Here is a 16,405-nt window from a genome sequence, read left to right on the forward strand (position 1 = left end):
TCCTCTACATGGCTTCCGTGAATGAAAACGCGAGCCGGGGAAGCACCGGGCTCGCGAGGGAAGAATTTTAGCCCGCCCTCAATGAACCAGCTCGTAGGCGGTGCTGCGACCACCCGCTGCCGTCTTGCGCAACACCCCCGTTGCCAGCAGTTGCTGCAAATCACGCAGCGCTGTGTCGGGCGAACACTTTGCCAGCTTCGCCCACTTTCCACTGGTGAGTTGACCTTCGAACCCGTCCAGCACGCGGTTGAGCATGGCCACTTGCCGCTCGTTCATCGGGGTCTGCGCCCAGCACTGCCAGAAACGTGCCTTGAACAACACCGAGTCAAGCGTGTGGTGGGCGCTCTCCACCGCGCGCAGCAAGGTCGATAGAAACCAGGTCAGCCACTCGGTGGCGTCCAGGTCGCCGCGCTGCGTGCGCTCCAGCACCTCGTAGTAGCGCTTGCGCTCGCGCTGGATCTGGGCCGACAGGCTGTAGAAGCGCTGCGGGCTGCCGTCACCCCGCGCCAGGAAAAGATCACCGACCGCTCGCGCGATGCGGCCGTTGCCATCGTCGAACGGGTGTACCGTCACCAGCCACAGGTGGGCCAGCCCGGCCTTGATCACCGCCGGTTCTCCCGTGGCGGCATTGGCCCACGCAAGAAAGTCGTCCATCTCCGCACACAGGCTTTCGGTTGGCGGAGCCTCGAAGTGCACACGTTGCCGCTGCACGGGTCCGGAGACCACCTGCATCGGACCCGACGCATCGTTGCGCCAGGCGCCCACACGGATGCGGGTGAGGCTGCCGAAGCCGGTGGGAAACAGTGCGGCATGCCAGCCGAAAAGCCGCTCGGCCGTCAACGGTTCCTGGTTGCGCTGCGTGGCATCCAGCACCATGTCGACCACACCATCCACATGGCGGTTCGCCGGCAACAGCGCGCCGATGTCCACACCCAGGCGGCGGGCCACCGACGAGCGCACGGACAACACGTCTAGCTGCTCTCCTTCGATGGCGCTGGTCTTGACGACGTCGTCGGTCAGAGCGACCAGGCTGGCACGCTCCTGCAGGGCCATGCCCACGTCGGACAGGCGGCCCAGCAAAACGCCCTGAGCACGGCTGACCTCTGCCAGCGGCGCAGCCAGCGCCGACAGGTCGTAGTGCAGGGCCGGCCACTCGGGGGCCTGCCAGATGTAGCGCGGGGCGCGCCGGTATTCACCGCTGTTCATGCGGCGATTTTGCCTGCCTTGCGGCAAATGCTCAAGTCATTCAACGCATAAAATGCGGCGAATATCGGCCGTATTCGCCGCATGCCTCTTCAGGCGGCGATGGCAGCGTCCAGCAAGGCCATCAGCTCAGCACGGCGAGCATCGCTCACAAAGCTGGCCTCGAAACTGTTGCGTGCGAGCGTGATCACGTCGTCCCGCGACAGATCGAGTGCCTGCACCGTCTGCACGAAGTTCGCGTTCATGTAGCCGCCGAAGTAGGCCGGGTCGTCGCTGTTGACGGTGGCGCACAGGCCGGCGTCGAGCAGGCGTTTCATCGGGTGGTCCTTCAGGTCGTTGACCACGCAGAGCTTGAGGTTGGACAACGGGCACACCGTGAGCGGCGTGCGGCGCTTCGCCAGTTCGGCCACCAGCGCCGGGTCCTCGAGCGAGCGCACGCCGTGGTCGATGCGTTCGGTCTTCAGATCGTTGAGCGCTTCCCAGATGTAGGCCGGCGGACCTTCTTCGCCCGCGTGGGCGACGATGCGCAGCCCCAGTTCCCGACAGCGCGCGAACACGCGCGAGAACTTCGCTGGCGGGTGGCCGACCTCGCTCGAATCCAGCCCCACACCAATGAAGTGCTTGCGGTAAGGCAGCGCGGCTTCGAGCGTGGCAAACGCCTCTTCTTCACTGAGGTGGCGCAGGAAACACAGGATCAACGAAGCACTGATGCCCAGCTCCGCCTGCGCGCGATCGCAGGCGCTGGACAGGCCCTGGATCACGGTGGCCATGGGCACGCCGCGCGCGGTGTGGGTCTGGGGGTCGAAGAAGAGTTCGGCGTGCACCACGTTGTCTGCCTTGGCATGCAGGAAGTAAGCCCAGGCCATGTCGTGGAAATCGGCCTCGTGCAGCAGCACGCTGGCACCCGCGTAGTAGATGTCCAGAAAACTCTGCAGGTTGGTGAAGGCATAGGCCTCGCGCAGCGCTTCCACGCTCGAGTACGGCAGGCTCAGGCCGTTGCGCTGCGCCAGCGCGAAGATCAGCTCGGGCTCCAGCGAGCCCTCGATGTGGATGTGCAGCTCAGCCTTGGGGATGGCGGCGGCGAGTTCGGCGGCGGTCGTGGTCATGTCAATGCTTTCAACAAGTCCCCAAGGAGATCTCAAGGCGTTTCAGATAGCGGCGGTAGGCGCTCGACACCCGGTCGGCGGGCCCGTGCACCTCGGTGACTGGCGCGGTGCGGCCGATGGGCAGGGTGCGCGGCGTCTGCGATTCCACCACGGGGCGGTCCTGCGCAAACACCGTGTCCTGGAAATCGACCAATTCCTTGTCGCTCGACGTGTCGCCCTGGGTGGCCATCACGAACCAGGCGGTGCACGCCGTGTCGCTGTTCGGGCGGATGAAGAGCGCGATCGCATTGCTCACCGGGTCGCCTGCGCTGGCGTCCTTGCGCAGGATGGCGCCGAAAGGATGTGGCACGTCGTAGCGGTAGTCGATCCACGCGCCCTCGTCGGCGCCGGCGTAGGCGCGGGGTTGCCAGGCGCGCGCACCCGCCACCAGCAGCCCGTCAGCACCCTCCTCCACGCGGCCGATCTCCACCTGCGCGTGGCTGCGTTCGCCCAACCAGCCTTCGTGCACGAAGCCGAAATGGCTGAGGTCCAGGAAGTTTTCCACCAGGCGTGGCGCGCTGGTGTTGAGTTCGTAGGGGCCGCAGACGACGCGTCGCCATGCGGGGTCTTCCCCAACGGCGAACACGGGTGGTTCATCGAGCGCGCCGCGCGAGGGTTGCGGCACCTCAAGCCGCACCCACACGAGCCCGAAACGCTCACGCGCCTCGAACACCGTCGCCACATGGCCGGCGGGCGGCGTGAAATCGGGCGCTGAGGGGATGTGCAGGCACCGGCCGTTGTGACCGAACTGCCAGCCGTGGTACGGGCACTCCAGGCGGGCGCCGTGCAGACCGATCAACACGCGGCCCATCGAGAGCCGTGCGCCGCGGTGCGGGCATTGGTCAACCCAGGCGTGCACCCGGTCTGCGTCATGCGTGTGTTCACGCCACAGCACCAACGGCTGCCCGAGCAGCCCGCAGGCCACGGGCGCTTCACGCACCTGATTTGAGGCGATCACGGGATGCCAGAGTTGCTGTTCGATCATGAGGGTCTCATTCAAACAAGAAAGCCGCCCGGAGGCGGCTTTCTTTTCCAGAGCGCGGCGGAGCCGACCTCAGTTGGGGACTTTGCCTTCAACGCCTTTGACATAGAACTTCACGCCACCGAGAAACTTGTCGTCGGCGACCACGTCCTTGGCCAGCACTTCCTTGCCGTCCTGACCCACGATCGGGCCCTTCCAGATGGAGAAGCTGCCGTCCTTCAAGCCGGCGCGGATGGTGTCGACCTTGGCCTTGACTTCAGCAGGCACGTCTGCGGCCACAGAGACCATGTCGATCGCACCCTCCTTCACGCCCCACCACACGCCACCGGTGGACCAGGTGCCTTCCAGCGCGTCCTTGGTGGCCTTGATGTAGTACGGCGCCCAGTTGATGACGGCCGAACCCAGGTGGGCCTTGGGGCCGTAGGCGGTCATGTCGGAATCCCAGCCGAAGGCGCGCTTGCCCAGCTTCTCGGCGGTCTGCAGCACGGCCGACGAATCGGTGTTCTGGAACAGAACATCGGCGCCGCCGTTGATCAGCGAGGTCGCGGCTTCGGTTTCCTTCGGTGGATCGAACCAGCCGTTGACCCAGACCACGCTGGTCGTGACCTTGGGGTTCACCGACTGCGCGCCCATGGTGAAGCTGTTGATGTTGCGGATCACTTCAGGAATTGGGATCGATGCCACGATGCCGAGCTTGTTGCTCTTGGTCATGCTGCCTGCAATCACGCCGGCCATGTACGCGCCTTCGTAGGTGCGGCTGTCGTAGGTGCGCAAGTTCTCGGCGGTCTTGTAGCCGGTGGCGTGCTCGAACTTCACGTCCTTGAAGTCGGGCGCCACCTTGAGCATGGGCTCCATGTAGCCGAAGGTGGTGCCAAAGATCAGCTTGTTGCCTTGGCCGGCCAGATCGCGGATCACGCGCTCGGCGTCGGCGCTCTCGGGCACGTTCTCCACGAAGCTGGTGACGACCTTGTCACCAAACTCTTTTTCAACCGCCTTGCGGCCGTTGTCGTGGGCAAACGTCCAGCCGCCATCACCCACGGGTCCGACGTAGGCAAACGCAATCTTCAGCGGCGCTGCCTTGGGCGCTTCGGCCACAGCAGGGGCTGGTGCCGGTGCGGGCGCGACTTCTTCCTTCTTGCCGCAGCCGATCAGCGCGGCGCTGGCCAGGGCGGTCAGTGCGGCGACCTTCATCAGGGAACGTTTGCTCAAATCTGTCATGGATGAACCTCAGGGTTGGGAGGGTGGTGGAACGGAAACGGAAGCGGAAAGAGACTGCCAGTTCAGCCGAACCCCGTAGGGTATCTGCACAGGCGGATTTTTCAAGAAAGTTCGTAGCAAATTATGCGCCCGGGTAAAACGGTTTCCCGATGGAAGTCGGCATGTTGATGCGGATCCAGGTCGGGTTGCGGGAGATCAGCACGAGCACCACGATGGTGGCCAGGTACGGCATCATGGTCAGGAACTGGCTCGGCACGTTCACACCGATGCCCTGCAGGTGAAACTGCAGCATGGTCACGCCGCCAAACAAGTAAGCCCCGAGCAACACACGCGCCGGGCGCCAGGTGGCAAACGTGGTGAGCGCCAGCGCGATCCAGCCTTTGCCGGCGATCATGCCCTCCACCCACAGCGGCGTGTACACGGTGGACACATACGCACCCGCCAGACCACACAGCGCGCCACCCGCCATCACCGCCATCAGGCGGATGCGGCGCACCGGGTAGCCCAGCGCATGGGCTGACTCGGGACTCTCGCCCACGCTGCGGAGCACCAAGCCAGAGCGTGTGCGATAGAGGAACCAGACAAGGCCGAACACCAGCGCCACGCAGGCATAGACCATGGGGTGGTGGCGAAACAGCGCCGAGCCCAGCAGCGGGATGTCGGACAGATAAGGAATGGCGAACTGGCTTTGTTCGGGCAGCTTTTCCTGCACGTAGCGCGAGCCGGCAAAGGCCGAGAAGCCGGCACCGAACAGGCTGAGCGCCAGACCCGTGGCGTACTGGTTGGTGTTGAGCCAGATCACGAGGCCGCCGAAGATCGCTGCCAGCAGCGCACCCGCGGCCATGCCGGCGGCAAAGCCCAGCGCCGTGCTGCCGGTGTGCACCACGGTGGCAAAGCCGGCCAGGGCGGCGCACAGCATCATGCCTTCGGCGCCCAGGTTGACGATGCCGGCCTTCTCGTTGATCAAGAGGCCCAGCGACGCGATGGCCAGCACGGTGCCGGCATTGAGCGAGGCGGCGAAGAGTAGAGCAAGGGGTTCCATGGTCATTTCTTCCAAACGAGTCTGTAGGCAATCAACGTGTCGCACGCCAGCAGCGCAAACAGCAGCAGCCCCTGGAACACCCCGGTGATCGATTTCGGCAGCCCCAGGCGCGACTGCGCGAGCTCACCGCCGATGTAGAACATGCTCATGAGGATGGCCGAGAACACGATGCCCACCGGGTGCAGGCGGCCCACGAAGGCCACGATGATGGCCGCGAACCCGTAGCCTGCCGGCACGTACGGTGTGAGCTGCCCGATCGGCCCCGCCACCTCCAGCCCGCCGGCCAGACCGGCCGCGCCGCCCGAGACCAGCAAGGCCGTCCACAGCGCCTTGCGCGACGAGAAGCCCGCGTAGCGCGCCGCCGCTGGCGCAAGACCACCGACCAGCTGTGCGTAGCCCGCGTAGGTGCGGAACAGAAACACCCACACCGCGGCCACACCGGCGAGCGCGAGCAGCAGACCGATGTTCACGCGCGATCCGTCCATCAGGCGCGGGATCTGCGTCACCGCCTCGAAGGTCTTGGTTTGCGGAAAGTTGTAGCCCTGCGGGTCTTTCCACGGTCCGTAGACCAGGAAATTGAGCACCTGCACGGCCACGTAGACCAGCATCAGGCTCACCAGGATCTCGTTGGCGTTGAAGCGGTCACGCAGCAGCGCCACGATGCCGGCCCACACCATGCCGCCGATCACGCCGGCAGCCAGCACCGCCGGCACGATCCACGGCCCGGTCGACTTGTCGGCGGTGAGGGCCACCCCCGCCGCGAAGATCGCGCCCAGGATGTACTGCCCTTCGGCGCCGATGTTCCACACGTTGGAGCGGAAACACACGGCCAGACCGAGCGCGATGATCAGCAGCGGCGTGGCCTTGACCATCAGCTCCGAGAGCGCGTAGGTGCTCTTGATCGGTTCCCAGAAAAACACCTGCAGGCCGCGCACCGGGTCTTTGCCCAGCACCGCGAACAGGATCACGCCGATGACCACCGTGATGGCCAGCGCCAGCAGCGGCGACGCATAGCCCCACCCTTTGGACGGCTGTGGACGGACTTCAAGCCGCAGCATGGGCGGTCTCCTTCTTGTCGTAACTCTGCGGGTCCCACAGGCCCGACATCCACTCGCCGATGCGCTCGATCGTCGCGTCCGCCCGGTTCAGGCTGGGCGAGAGCCGCCCCTTGGCAATCACGTGCAGCCGGTCGCTGATCTCAAAGAGTTCGTCGAGCTCTTCGCTCACCACCAGCACCGCACAACCCGCGTCGCGCAGCGCCAGGATCTCGCCCCGGATCTGCGCCGCAGCGCCCACGTCCACACCCCAGGTCGGCTGGCTCACGATGAGCAATGTCGGCTTGGCTTCGATCTCACGCCCGACGATGAACTTCTGCAGGTTGCCGCCCGAGAGCGACTTGGCCGCCGCGTCCGGCCCGTTGGCCTTGACGTTGTAGCGCGCGATCACCTCCGCCGCCTGCTTTCGCAACGCGCCCACCTTGATCCAGCCGCCCGCGCCCAGCGCATCGTCGCGCGAGAGCAGCAGGTTGTGCGCGAGCGACAGCGTGGGCACGGCGCCGCGGCCCAGGCGTTCTTCGGGCACGAAATGCAGGCCGAGCGCACGGCGCCTGCCCGGGCTCAGGCGCGACACATCGTGGCTGCCCATGCGGATGCACTGCGCCGGCGCGCGGGTGTCTTCGCCCGAGAGGCAATACAACAGCTCGCTCTGGCCGTTGCCCGACACCCCCGCGATGCCCACCACCTCGCCCGCGCGCACCGTGAGCGCGATGTCGTTCAGGTGGGTGCCGAAGGGGTCGTCGCTGGCCAGCGTGAGGCCGCTCACGTCCAGCGCCGACGCACCGGCGTGCAGTTCACGCACCTTGAGCGCCGGCGGCTCGGCGCCGATCATCAGGCGCGAGAGCGAGGCGTTGCTCTCCTGGCGCGGGTCGCACACGCCCGTGACCTTGCCGCCGCGCAAGACAGTGCAGGCGTCGCACAGCTCGCGGATTTCGTGCAGCTTGTGGCTGATGTAGAGGATGCTGCAGCCCTGCGCCGCCAGCAGCCGCAGCACCACAAACAGCTTTTCAACCGCCTGCGGCGTGAGCACCGAGGTCGGTTCGTCAAGGATCAGCAACTGCGGGCGCGTGAGCAGCGCGCGGATGATCTCCACCCGCTGCATCTCGCCCACGCTGAGCGTGTGCACCGGGCGCGATGGGTCGATGTCCAGCCCGTATTCGGCCGCCTTGGCGGTGATGCTCGCGCTCACCTCGGGCAGGCTGAGGCTCTTGTCCAGCCCCAGCCACACGTTCTCGGCCACGGTCAGCGTGTCGAACAGGCTGAAGTGCTGGAACACCATGCTGATGCCCAGCGCGCGCGCCTCCTGCGGGTTGCGGATGTGCACCGGCTGGCCGTTGAAGGTGACGGTGCCCTCGTCTGGCTTGACCGAGCCGTAGATGATCTTCATCAGCGTGGACTTGCCGGCGCCGTTCTCGCCCAGCACCGCGTGCACCGAGCCGGGCTGCACGGTGAGCGAAACGCCGCTGTTGGCCACCACGCCGGGATAACGTTTGGTGATGCCGCTGAGTTGCAATCGGGGGGTTGTCATGCGTCTCCTTCTTGTTTTGTGAGGCTGTTCTCGGCGTCGGGCCGCTTGAGCGAGGCGGCCACGCTCTTGATCTGCTCGCGCAGCCAGCGCCCTGCCTTGGAGGCGTGGGTGCGCTCGTGCCAGAGCTGGTAGTACATCATTCGCGGGAACTCCACCGGGCTGGGCAGCACCTTCACCGGCAGCACGCCGGTGAAGCGGTCGCAGTACTGGCGCCCGGTGGTGAGCACCAACAGGCTGCCGGCCACCATGGCCGGGATCAGACTGAAGTGCGGGCAGCGCGCGGTGATGTTGCGCACCAGGCCCAGCGTGGCCAGGTGGTCGTCGATGAAACCGCGCGCGCCCGGATGCGTGGGCGTGGGCGCGATGTGTTCGGCGCCCAGCCATGCCTCCACGTCCCAGCCGCGGCGCACCGCCGGGTGCTGGTTCGAGACGAGGCACACCACCTCGTCGCCAAACAGGCGGCCCAGATGCAGGTCGTCGGGCGGTTTGGCCCAGTTGCCGATCACCACGTCCACATCGCCCTGGGCCAGGTGGTTGCGGTAGTCGGAGTCGCGCGAGAGCGGGTGGATGTCGATCGGGCAGTTGGGCGCCTGGGCCTTGATCAGGGTGACCAGCTGCGGCAGAAACAGCGGGTCCATGTAGTCGCTGGCGGCCAGGCTGAAGGTGTGGCGGGCGGTGGCCGGGTCAAAACTGCGCGCGTCGGAAAACAGCACCTCGGCGCTGCGCAGGATGTCGGCCGCCGGCTCGATCATGCGCAAACCAGCCACGGTGGGCACCATGCCCGAGCCTGAACGCACCAACAAGGGGTCCCCGGCCAGTTCGCGCAGGCGCTTGAGTGCGGCACTCACCGCCGGCTGGTACATGCCCATGCGAATGGCCGCGCGCGAGACGCTGCGCTCGGTGAGCACGGTGTGGAGCACGCGGATCAGGTGCAGGTCAATCTTGTCGAACATCGACATGTATTTCATACCCTGGGTGTATGCAGCTGGATGGTGGTTTGGGCATGCTGGACATATGGTCGAGCATATGTTGTGCCATGGGGGCAGCGCTATGCTGGGGCGCATGAGCACCGAAATATCCGCACAAACCCTGAGCTTCCTGCGGCGCGGCCAGCCGGTCACGCTGCACAACGTGGCACCCGACCGCACCCTGCTGGAGGTGCTGCGCGAAGACCTGGGCTGCACCGGCACCAAGGAGGGCTGCGGCGAAGGCGACTGCGGCGCCTGCACCGTGGTGCTGGGCGAAGCGATCGGCGGCCAGCTGCAATACAAAGCCATCAACAGTTGCATCCGGTTGGCGCATTCGGTGCAGGGCATGGCGGTGTGGACCACGGAAGACCTGGTATCGCCCCAAGGCGAACTGCATCCCGCACAAGAGGCCATGGTGCAGTGCCATGGCAGCCAGTGCGGGTTTTGCACCCCCGGTTTTGTCATGAGCCTCTTCGGGATGTACCAGAACAGTGGTGGGGGCCAAGGCATCGACCGCGCCCAGGCGTCGGCAGACCTCTCGGGCAACCTGTGCCGTTGCACCGGCTACCGTCCCATTCTTGATGCGGCGCAGCAGATGGGCAGCCTGCCCTTGCCCCCCGGCTGTGGCGTGAACGAAGCCGCCACCGTGGCAGCGCTCAAGAAACTTGCACCGCCACACACTGAGAATTACCTGCGACCCACCACCCTGGCCAGCTTGCTGCAGGCGCGCGCCGCACACCCCAAAGCCCAAGTGGTGGCCGGCACCACCGACGTCGGCCTGTGGGTGACGAAGATGCACAAGCGCTTCACCCAGGTGCTTGATGTGACCGCCGCCGAGGAACTGCGCCGCGTGGAGACTTACCCGCACCACATCGCCATCGGCGCGGCGGTGTCGCTGCACGAGGCCTACGCCGCGCTGGTGAGCGAGCGCCCACAGCTCAAGACCTTTGCCCAGCGCTTTGCCGGCCTGCCAGTGCGCAACTCGGGCACGCTGGGCGGCAACGTGGCCAACGGTTCGCCCATCGGCGACAGCATGCCGCTGCTCATTGCGCTGGGCGCCAGCGTGGTGCTGATGCGTTGGGATGCGAAGCACCAGGCTGTGGCTCATCGGGAGCTGCTGCTGGAGGATCTGTACACGGGCTACCGCGCGAATGTGATAAAGGCGGACGAGTTGCTTTGTTGGGTCAAGGTGCCGAGGCCGGGGGCGCCCTCACCCCAGCCCTCTCCCGCAAGCGGGAGAGGGGGCAAGACACGCGACTTCGCCAACGAGGTGCCTTCACTCCCTCTCCCGCTTGCGGGAGAGGGTTGGGGTGAGGGCTCCCCCGAATTCCTCCGCGTCTACAAAATCAGCAAACGCTTCGACGACGACATCTCCGCCGTCTGCCTGGCCATGCGCATGACGCTGGAACGCGGCAAAGTCAAAACCATCTCCATCGGCGCTGGCGGCGTGGCCGCCACACCCGTGCGCGCCCGCCAGACCGAAGCCGCCCTGCTCGGCCACGCCTGGAACGCCGACACCGTGGTGACCGCCATCGCCGCACTGCGCGGCGAGTTCAAACCGATCACGGACATGCGCGCCAGCGCCGCCTACCGCCACACGGTGCTGGGCAACCTGCTGCAACGCTTCTGGCTGGAGAGCCAGGGCCTGCAGGCGATCAACCTCGAATCGTTTTCGATGGAGGCCCTGACATGAACGCACGCGACCAAGCCCCCGCCACCCCGGTGGTGATCTCGTCCCGGGCAGACGCAGTGGCGGAACCCGAGCCCACCTCCGCTCGCGCTGAGCCCAACCCCGCCCGCGCTGAGCCCAACTCCGTTCGCCCTGAGCCTGTCGAAGGGCTCACCAACACCTTGGCGGAGGCTTCCACAAGCTCAGCCCGAACGGAAGTGCGCGCCGCTGGCGTCTCACGCCACCACGAAAGCGCGCGCGCCCAGGTGGCCGGCGGCGCCACCTACATCGACGACATCCCCGAAGTGCGCGGCACGCTGCACGCCGCCCCGGTGTGCTCGCCCGTGGCACACGGCAAGCTGCGCGGCATGGACGCCACGGCCGCGCTCGCCATGCCGGGTGTGCGCGGCGTCTTCAGTGCTGTGCACATCCCCGGTGACCCGATGCTGGCCGCCTTCGCGCACGACGAACCCGTGTTCGCCACCGACACCGTGCAGTTCCTCGGCCAGGTGGTGGCACTCGTGGTGGCCGACGACGTGATGACCGCGCGCCGCGCCGCTCGGCTGGTGTTGCTCGACATCGAACCCCTGCCCGCCGTCATCAACGTGCACGAGGCGCACGCGCAGCAAAGCTACGTGTTGCCGCCGGTGCATGTGAAACGCGGCGACGCCGCCGCAGCCCTGAAGCGCGCGCCACACACGCTGCAAGGCCAGTTCGAAGTCGGCGGCCAGGAACACTTTTATCTGGAAGGTCAGGTCGCCTACGTGTTGCCGCTGGAGCAAAACCAGTGGTGGGTCTACACCAGCACGCAGCACCCCGGCGAGGTGCAGCACTGGGTGTCGCACGCGCTGGGCATTGCCAACCACGCCGTGACGGTGGAATGCCGGCGCATGGGCGGCGGTTTCGGCGGCAAGGAAACGCAGGCCGGGCACCTGGCCGTGTGGGCCGCCATCGCCGCCAACCAGCTCAAGTGCCCCGTGAAGCTGCGGTTGGACCGCGACGACGACTTCATGATCACCGGCAAACGCCACCCCTTCGCCTACCACTACCGCGCCGGGTTCGACGACAGCGGCCTGCTCTGCGGACTGGAACTGGAGATGCTGGCCAACTGCGGTTTCAGCGCCGACCTCTCCGGCCCCGTGGCCGACCGCGCCATCTTCCACGCTGACAACGCCTACTTTCTGGAAGACGTGGCCATTGCCAGCTACCGCTGCAAGACCAACACCCAAAGCCACACCGCGTTTCGCGGCTTCGGCGGCCCGCAGGGTGTGATCGTGATCGAGCGGATCTTGAGCGACATTGCGCGCACGCTCGTCCTTGATCCGTTCGATGTGCGACTGCGCAATCTGTACAGCGATGAACCCACCTCGGGGGCCCTTCGACAAGCTCAGGGCGAACGGGAAAAGTCCGTTCGGACCGAGCTCACCTCCGTTCGGGCTGAGCTCACCTCCGTTCGGGCTGAGCCTGTCGAAGCCCTCGCGCGACGCAACGTCACCCACTACCAGATGCCGGTGGAAGACAACATCCTTGAACCGCTCATGACCACGCTGGCGAAAACCAGCAACTACCGTCAACGCCGCGATCAGATAGCAGCGTGGAATGCGAAGAGCTCCGTCATCAAAAAAGGCATGGCGCTCACCCCCGTGAAGTTCGGCATCAGCTTCACCGCCACGCTGTTCAACCAGGCCGGCGCGCTGGTGCACGTGTACACCGACGGCAGCGTGCAGGTGAACCACGGCGGCACCGAAATGGGCCAGGGCCTGCACACCAAGGTGGCGCAGATCGTGGCCGACGAGCTGGGTGTGCCGCTGCACCGCGTGCTGGTCACGGCCAGCGACACCAGCAAGGTGCCCAACGCCAGCGCCACCGCCGCCAGCAGCGGCACCGACCTCAACGGCCGCGCCGCGCAGTTCGCCGCGCGCCACGTGCGCGACAACCTCGCCGCCTTCGTGGCGGGCCTGGACGGCTGCGGCGCCGGCGCGGTGCGGTTCGAAGCCGGCCAGGTGATCACACCCCAGACCACGCGAGCGTTCAACGACGTGGTGCATGCCGCCTACGCCAACCGCATCCAGCTCTGGAGCGACGGCTTCTACCGCACGCCCAAGATCCACTACGACAAGACCACCATGCAGGGCCGGCCGTTTTACTACTTCGCCTACGGCGCAGCAGTGACCGAAGTCGCCATCGACATCCTCACCGGCGAGAGCCGCGTGCTCAAGGTCGACATCCTTCACGACGTGGGCCGCAGCATCAACCCCGCCATCGACATCGGCCAGATCGAAGGCGGCTTTGTGCAAGGCATGGGCTGGTTGACGACGGAGCAACTCGTCTGGAACGACAAGGGCTACCTGCAAACCCACGCCCCCAGCACCTACAAGATCCCCGCCACCGGCGATGTGCCCGAACACTTCAAGATCGACCTCTGGCCCGAGCCCAACCGGGAAGACAACGTGCACGGCAGCAAGGCCGTGGGCGAGCCCCCGTTCATGCTGGCGATCAGCGTGTTTGAAGCGCTGCGGGATGCGGTGGCACAGGCGGGGGGGAAGCCGGAGGGGATGAATGCGCCGGGGACGGCGGAAGAGGTTTTGAGGGCGGTGACGGGGTAGAGGATGGAACAGACTGCAAAAGGCTGATCTCGTCCCACAGCGGAAATTTGCATGGTCGGTCCGATAGACGGCAGGCCGCGTCTCCGGCCATCGGTGGCAGCGACCGGACAAACGAACCTTAAGGAGAATCGATGTTCACTCAACGCTTGGCCAACGCAGTGGCGCTCTCCGTCATCGCGCTGTCGATGGCATCGCCGGCCTCGGCCGCGCTGCTGTTCTCGAACGGTCCCGCCACTGCCAACTCAAACCGCTGCGCCGAAGACAGCGGCATATGCATCGGCACCTGGACCATCTTTGAAGATTTCACGCTCAGCGCCAACTCGACAATCACGTCGATCGGTTGGACGGCTTACCTCTATGGTGGCCTTGCCGACTTCAATGGCGCTCGTGCCTGGATTTACAGCGCCGACCCGGTATTCGGGGGCGGCGCGCTGTTGGAAACGGTGGCCACGCAAGACGCCAGCCCCACGCCCAACGGCCTGGGCGACGAAGTCTTCGATCTGACGCTGAACACCAGCATCGATCTGACGGTAGGTACCTACTGGATCGGCTTTCAGCACGATACGCACATCAACTACGCCATCATGGCCAGCTCGGCAACGGGCTTCGGTTCCTTGGCGACCCAGTGGCAGAACGATGGCACCGGCGCGCGCCTCGACACCCCATCGAACATGGCATTCCGCATCGATGGAAGTGAACGCGGCTCGGAAGTGCCTGAGCCCTCTTCCCTCGCGTTGGCAGGCCTCGCGCTCTGGGCACTGATGTGGAGCCGCAAGCGGCGGCCTGTCCCGCTGTCCTCACCGAGATAAGTGAGCCGGATCGAATTTGGGTGCGTTGGTCAGGCTCGCTTGGGCGGTGCACTGCACCGGGAGCTGGTTTCTTTTTTTCAGCCCGCTGCATCCAGGCGCCCATCTCCTCCGTTCTAAAGGCAGGCACGCAATGGTGCGGGCCCGAAACCCAACCTTTTTGAGGACGAATACATCATGAAAAAAAGCACACTCCTGACCGCCTGCGCCCTGTCCCTGTTCGCCGCCGCTGCCGTCCAGGCACAGCCGGTCATGCGTGACGGCGTGCTGGCAGACGCAGCCGGTCGCACGGTCTACACCTTTGACAAGGACGAGTCGGGCAAGAGCAACTGCAGCGGCGGTTGCCTGGTGGCGTGGCCAGCCTTCACCGCCAAGCTCGAGGCGGCGGCCAAGGGCGAATTCGGTCTCATCAGCGGCACGCGCCAATGGACGATGAACGGCAAGCCGCTCTACTACTTTGCCGGCGACGCCAAGCCTGGTGATCGCAACGGTGACGGCCAGGGCGGCGTGTGGCATGTGATCTCTTCCAAGCCGGTTGCCAAGGCCGCCACCGTCTCGGCGTACTGAGCCGCCGGAATTTTCCAAGGCCGGGCATGCCTCAGCGGTATGCTCGGCCTCGTTGCATTCGGGGGTTCCTCTTGATGGATGACCGTGATGAAGTTGCCGGGCTACTGGCTCGTGTTGCGTTGCGCGATGCCCAGGCGTTTGAGTCCCTCTACCGCCTGGGCGCCAACCGTCTGATGGCGGTGGCCATGCGTGTGACGCAAAACCACGCGATGGCCGAGGATGTGCTGCAGGAGGTCTTCACTTCGATCTGGAACCGCGCTGCCAACGCTGCACCGGGGCAGCACCGCACACTGGCCTGGCTCTGCGTGGTCACCCGGCACCGAGCCATCGATCTGCTGCGCAAACGCAGACCCGAAGAGCCGCTGCACTGGCGCGGCGAGCACGGCGAAGAGCGCATGCACGATGCGCAGGCCGAAGATGCTTCTCCCATGAACCAGTTGCTGGCCCATGAAGGCGATGCACAACTGGCGCATTGCATGGGCACGCTGGAGTCCGAACCCCGGCAGGCCCTGATGCTGGCCTTTCACGACGGACTGACCCACGCCGAAATCGCCCAGCGCATGGCGCGCCCTCTCGGCACCGTCAAGGCCTGGACGCGGCGCAGCTTGATGCGGCTCAAAGGCTGCATGGAGGCCCTGGCATGAACTGGCACCACCATCCTTCGGCCATCGACCAGCTGGCCGCGGCCTATGTGGCTGGCACCTTGCGCGGCGGAGCGCGGCGCCGGTTTGAATCGACCATGCAAAGCCGACCCGAACTGGTGGCCGCCGTGAACGACTGGACACAACGCCTGGCGCCCTTGCATCAGGCCTTGCCCGAGCGGGCGCCCAGCGCCGCGTTGTGGACCCGGATCGCGAAGGCGACCACCCATACCGCCGCGGCAGAGGCCGCGCCCTCCTGGTGGCGACGCCTGCTGGCTCCGGCACCTGCGGGGGCCCTGGCCGTGGGCTTGTTCATGGGCGCCCTGGTGCCGGTCGTGTGGCAAGCCCAGACCGAGCAGCAACGCGGCATGGAATTGCCCGACAGCTATGTGGGTGTGCTGGCCACGGCCCAGGGGAAGCCGGGCCTGATCGTCTCCAGCCTGCGCAATGGCAAGCGGGTCGACATCAAGCAGGTGACGCCCGTCGAGGTGCCCGCAGGACAGACCCTCTACCTCTGGCGCATCGACAAGGCGGGGGTGGTCGCCGCCGTGGGGTCGCTGCCCAATGGCAAGTTCACCCACATCGATCTGAACGAGCCCGCCGAGCAGGTGTTCTTCCCGGCGGTGGAACTGGCGGTTTCCCTGGAGCCTTCAGGCACCCGCCCCGACGCGCCCACATTGCCCTATGTCTACCGGGGGCTGTGCGGCAAGCTCTGGCGTTGAGCGGGACTGCAGGGCGCAGACACCAACTGATCACGCAGCCAATCAGCCGGGTCTGGCCCGAAGGGCGGTCGGCGGGTGCCGCGTCCCACGCGTTGTTGGAGGCAGCGGGTGTGACGGCGCTTCTGCCGTCGGGCCAGCCGGACCCGGGAACGGCCGTCGGCCACGACATCACTGCTTTCATCCAGGCCATCGTGCGCCACCACCATCCCGAGCGCAACACCATGGCCCCCCAACGCTGAGCGGTTTGCTCGGC

General features: G+C 66.1%; 15 protein-coding genes. 7 read left to right on the top strand and 8 right to left on the bottom strand.

The window, feature by feature from the left end:
- Positions 1-78 precede the first annotated feature (78 nt).
- The 8 genes from IV113_RS00270 to IV113_RS00305 form a co-directional block, all read right to left on the bottom strand.
- On the bottom strand, positions 79-1,206 hold the full coding sequence (locus IV113_RS00270; protein WP_291079666.1) for a Fic family protein: 1,128 nt from the start codon (positions 1,204-1,206) through the stop codon (positions 79-81).
- An 89-nt stretch (positions 1,207-1,295) separates the two neighbouring features.
- Complete coding sequence (locus tag IV113_RS00275) at positions 1,296-2,309, bottom strand: adenosine deaminase (protein ID WP_291079668.1); 1,014 nt, start codon at positions 2,307-2,309, stop codon at positions 1,296-1,298.
- 10 nt (positions 2,310-2,319) lie between these two features.
- Positions 2,320-3,333: an aromatic ring-hydroxylating dioxygenase subunit alpha gene (locus IV113_RS00280; protein ID WP_291079670.1), complete on the bottom strand. Its 1,014-nt coding sequence runs from the start codon at positions 3,331-3,333 to the stop codon at positions 2,320-2,322.
- A 69-nt stretch (positions 3,334-3,402) separates the two neighbouring features.
- Positions 3,403-4,548, bottom strand: a complete 1,146-nt coding sequence (locus IV113_RS00285; protein WP_291079672.1) for a BMP family ABC transporter substrate-binding protein — start codon at positions 4,546-4,548, stop codon at positions 3,403-3,405.
- A 121-nt stretch (positions 4,549-4,669) separates the two neighbouring features.
- A complete protein-coding gene (locus tag IV113_RS00290) occupies positions 4,670-5,590 on the bottom strand; it encodes an ABC transporter permease (RefSeq protein WP_291079674.1) in 921 nt (306 codons plus the stop codon).
- A gap of 2 nt (positions 5,591-5,592) precedes the next feature.
- Entirely contained in the window at positions 5,593-6,648 is a 1,056-nt protein-coding gene (locus IV113_RS00295; protein WP_291079676.1) for an ABC transporter permease, read from the bottom strand.
- Entirely contained in the window at positions 6,635-8,173 is a 1,539-nt protein-coding gene (locus tag IV113_RS00300; protein ID WP_291079677.1) for an ABC transporter ATP-binding protein, read from the bottom strand. Before IV113_RS00300 ends, IV113_RS00295 begins: the two co-directional genes overlap by 14 nt.
- The gene (locus IV113_RS00305; protein ID WP_291079678.1) at positions 8,170-9,141 is read right to left on the bottom strand and encodes a LysR family transcriptional regulator; all 972 of its coding nucleotides are present in this window, start codon (positions 9,139-9,141) and stop codon (positions 8,170-8,172) included. The genes IV113_RS00300 and IV113_RS00305 overlap by 4 nt, the downstream gene beginning before the upstream one ends.
- A 94-nt stretch (positions 9,142-9,235) precedes the next feature.
- On the opposite strand from IV113_RS00305, the gene IV113_RS00310 reads away from it, so the two are divergent.
- From IV113_RS00310 to IV113_RS00340, 7 genes are all read left to right on the top strand, one after another.
- On the top strand, positions 9,236-10,834 hold the full coding sequence (locus IV113_RS00310) for an FAD binding domain-containing protein (RefSeq protein ID WP_291079680.1): 1,599 nt from the start codon (positions 9,236-9,238) through the stop codon (positions 10,832-10,834).
- Positions 10,831-13,416: a xanthine dehydrogenase molybdopterin binding subunit gene (xdhB, locus tag IV113_RS00315; RefSeq protein ID WP_291079681.1), complete on the top strand. Its 2,586-nt coding sequence runs from the start codon at positions 10,831-10,833 to the stop codon at positions 13,414-13,416. The genes IV113_RS00310 and xdhB overlap by 4 nt, the downstream gene beginning before the upstream one ends.
- Positions 13,417-13,547: 131 nt before the next feature.
- A complete protein-coding gene (locus IV113_RS00320; RefSeq protein ID WP_291079682.1) occupies positions 13,548-14,225 on the top strand; it encodes a PEP-CTERM sorting domain-containing protein in 678 nt (225 codons plus the stop codon).
- A gap of 174 nt (positions 14,226-14,399) precedes the next feature.
- Positions 14,400-14,789 (top strand): hypothetical protein, encoded by a 390-nt coding sequence (locus IV113_RS00325; RefSeq protein ID WP_291079683.1) that lies wholly within the window; start codon positions 14,400-14,402, stop codon positions 14,787-14,789.
- Between the two features lie 74 nt (positions 14,790-14,863).
- Entirely contained in the window at positions 14,864-15,433 is a 570-nt protein-coding gene (locus IV113_RS00330; RefSeq protein ID WP_291079684.1) for a sigma-70 family RNA polymerase sigma factor, read from the top strand.
- Positions 15,430-16,152, top strand: coding sequence for an anti-sigma factor (locus IV113_RS00335; protein ID WP_291079686.1), 723 nt, complete (start codon positions 15,430-15,432; stop codon positions 16,150-16,152). The genes IV113_RS00330 and IV113_RS00335 overlap by 4 nt, the downstream gene beginning before the upstream one ends.
- Positions 16,153-16,262: 110 nt before the next feature.
- A complete protein-coding gene (locus tag IV113_RS00340) occupies positions 16,263-16,391 on the top strand; it encodes a hypothetical protein (RefSeq protein WP_291079687.1) in 129 nt (42 codons plus the stop codon).
- Positions 16,392-16,405: the final 14 nt, after the last annotated feature.

Origin of the sequence: Hydrogenophaga sp., assembly GCF_018780385.1 — a bacterium.
GTDB lineage: Bacteria > Pseudomonadota > Gammaproteobacteria > Burkholderiales > Burkholderiaceae_C > Hydrogenophaga.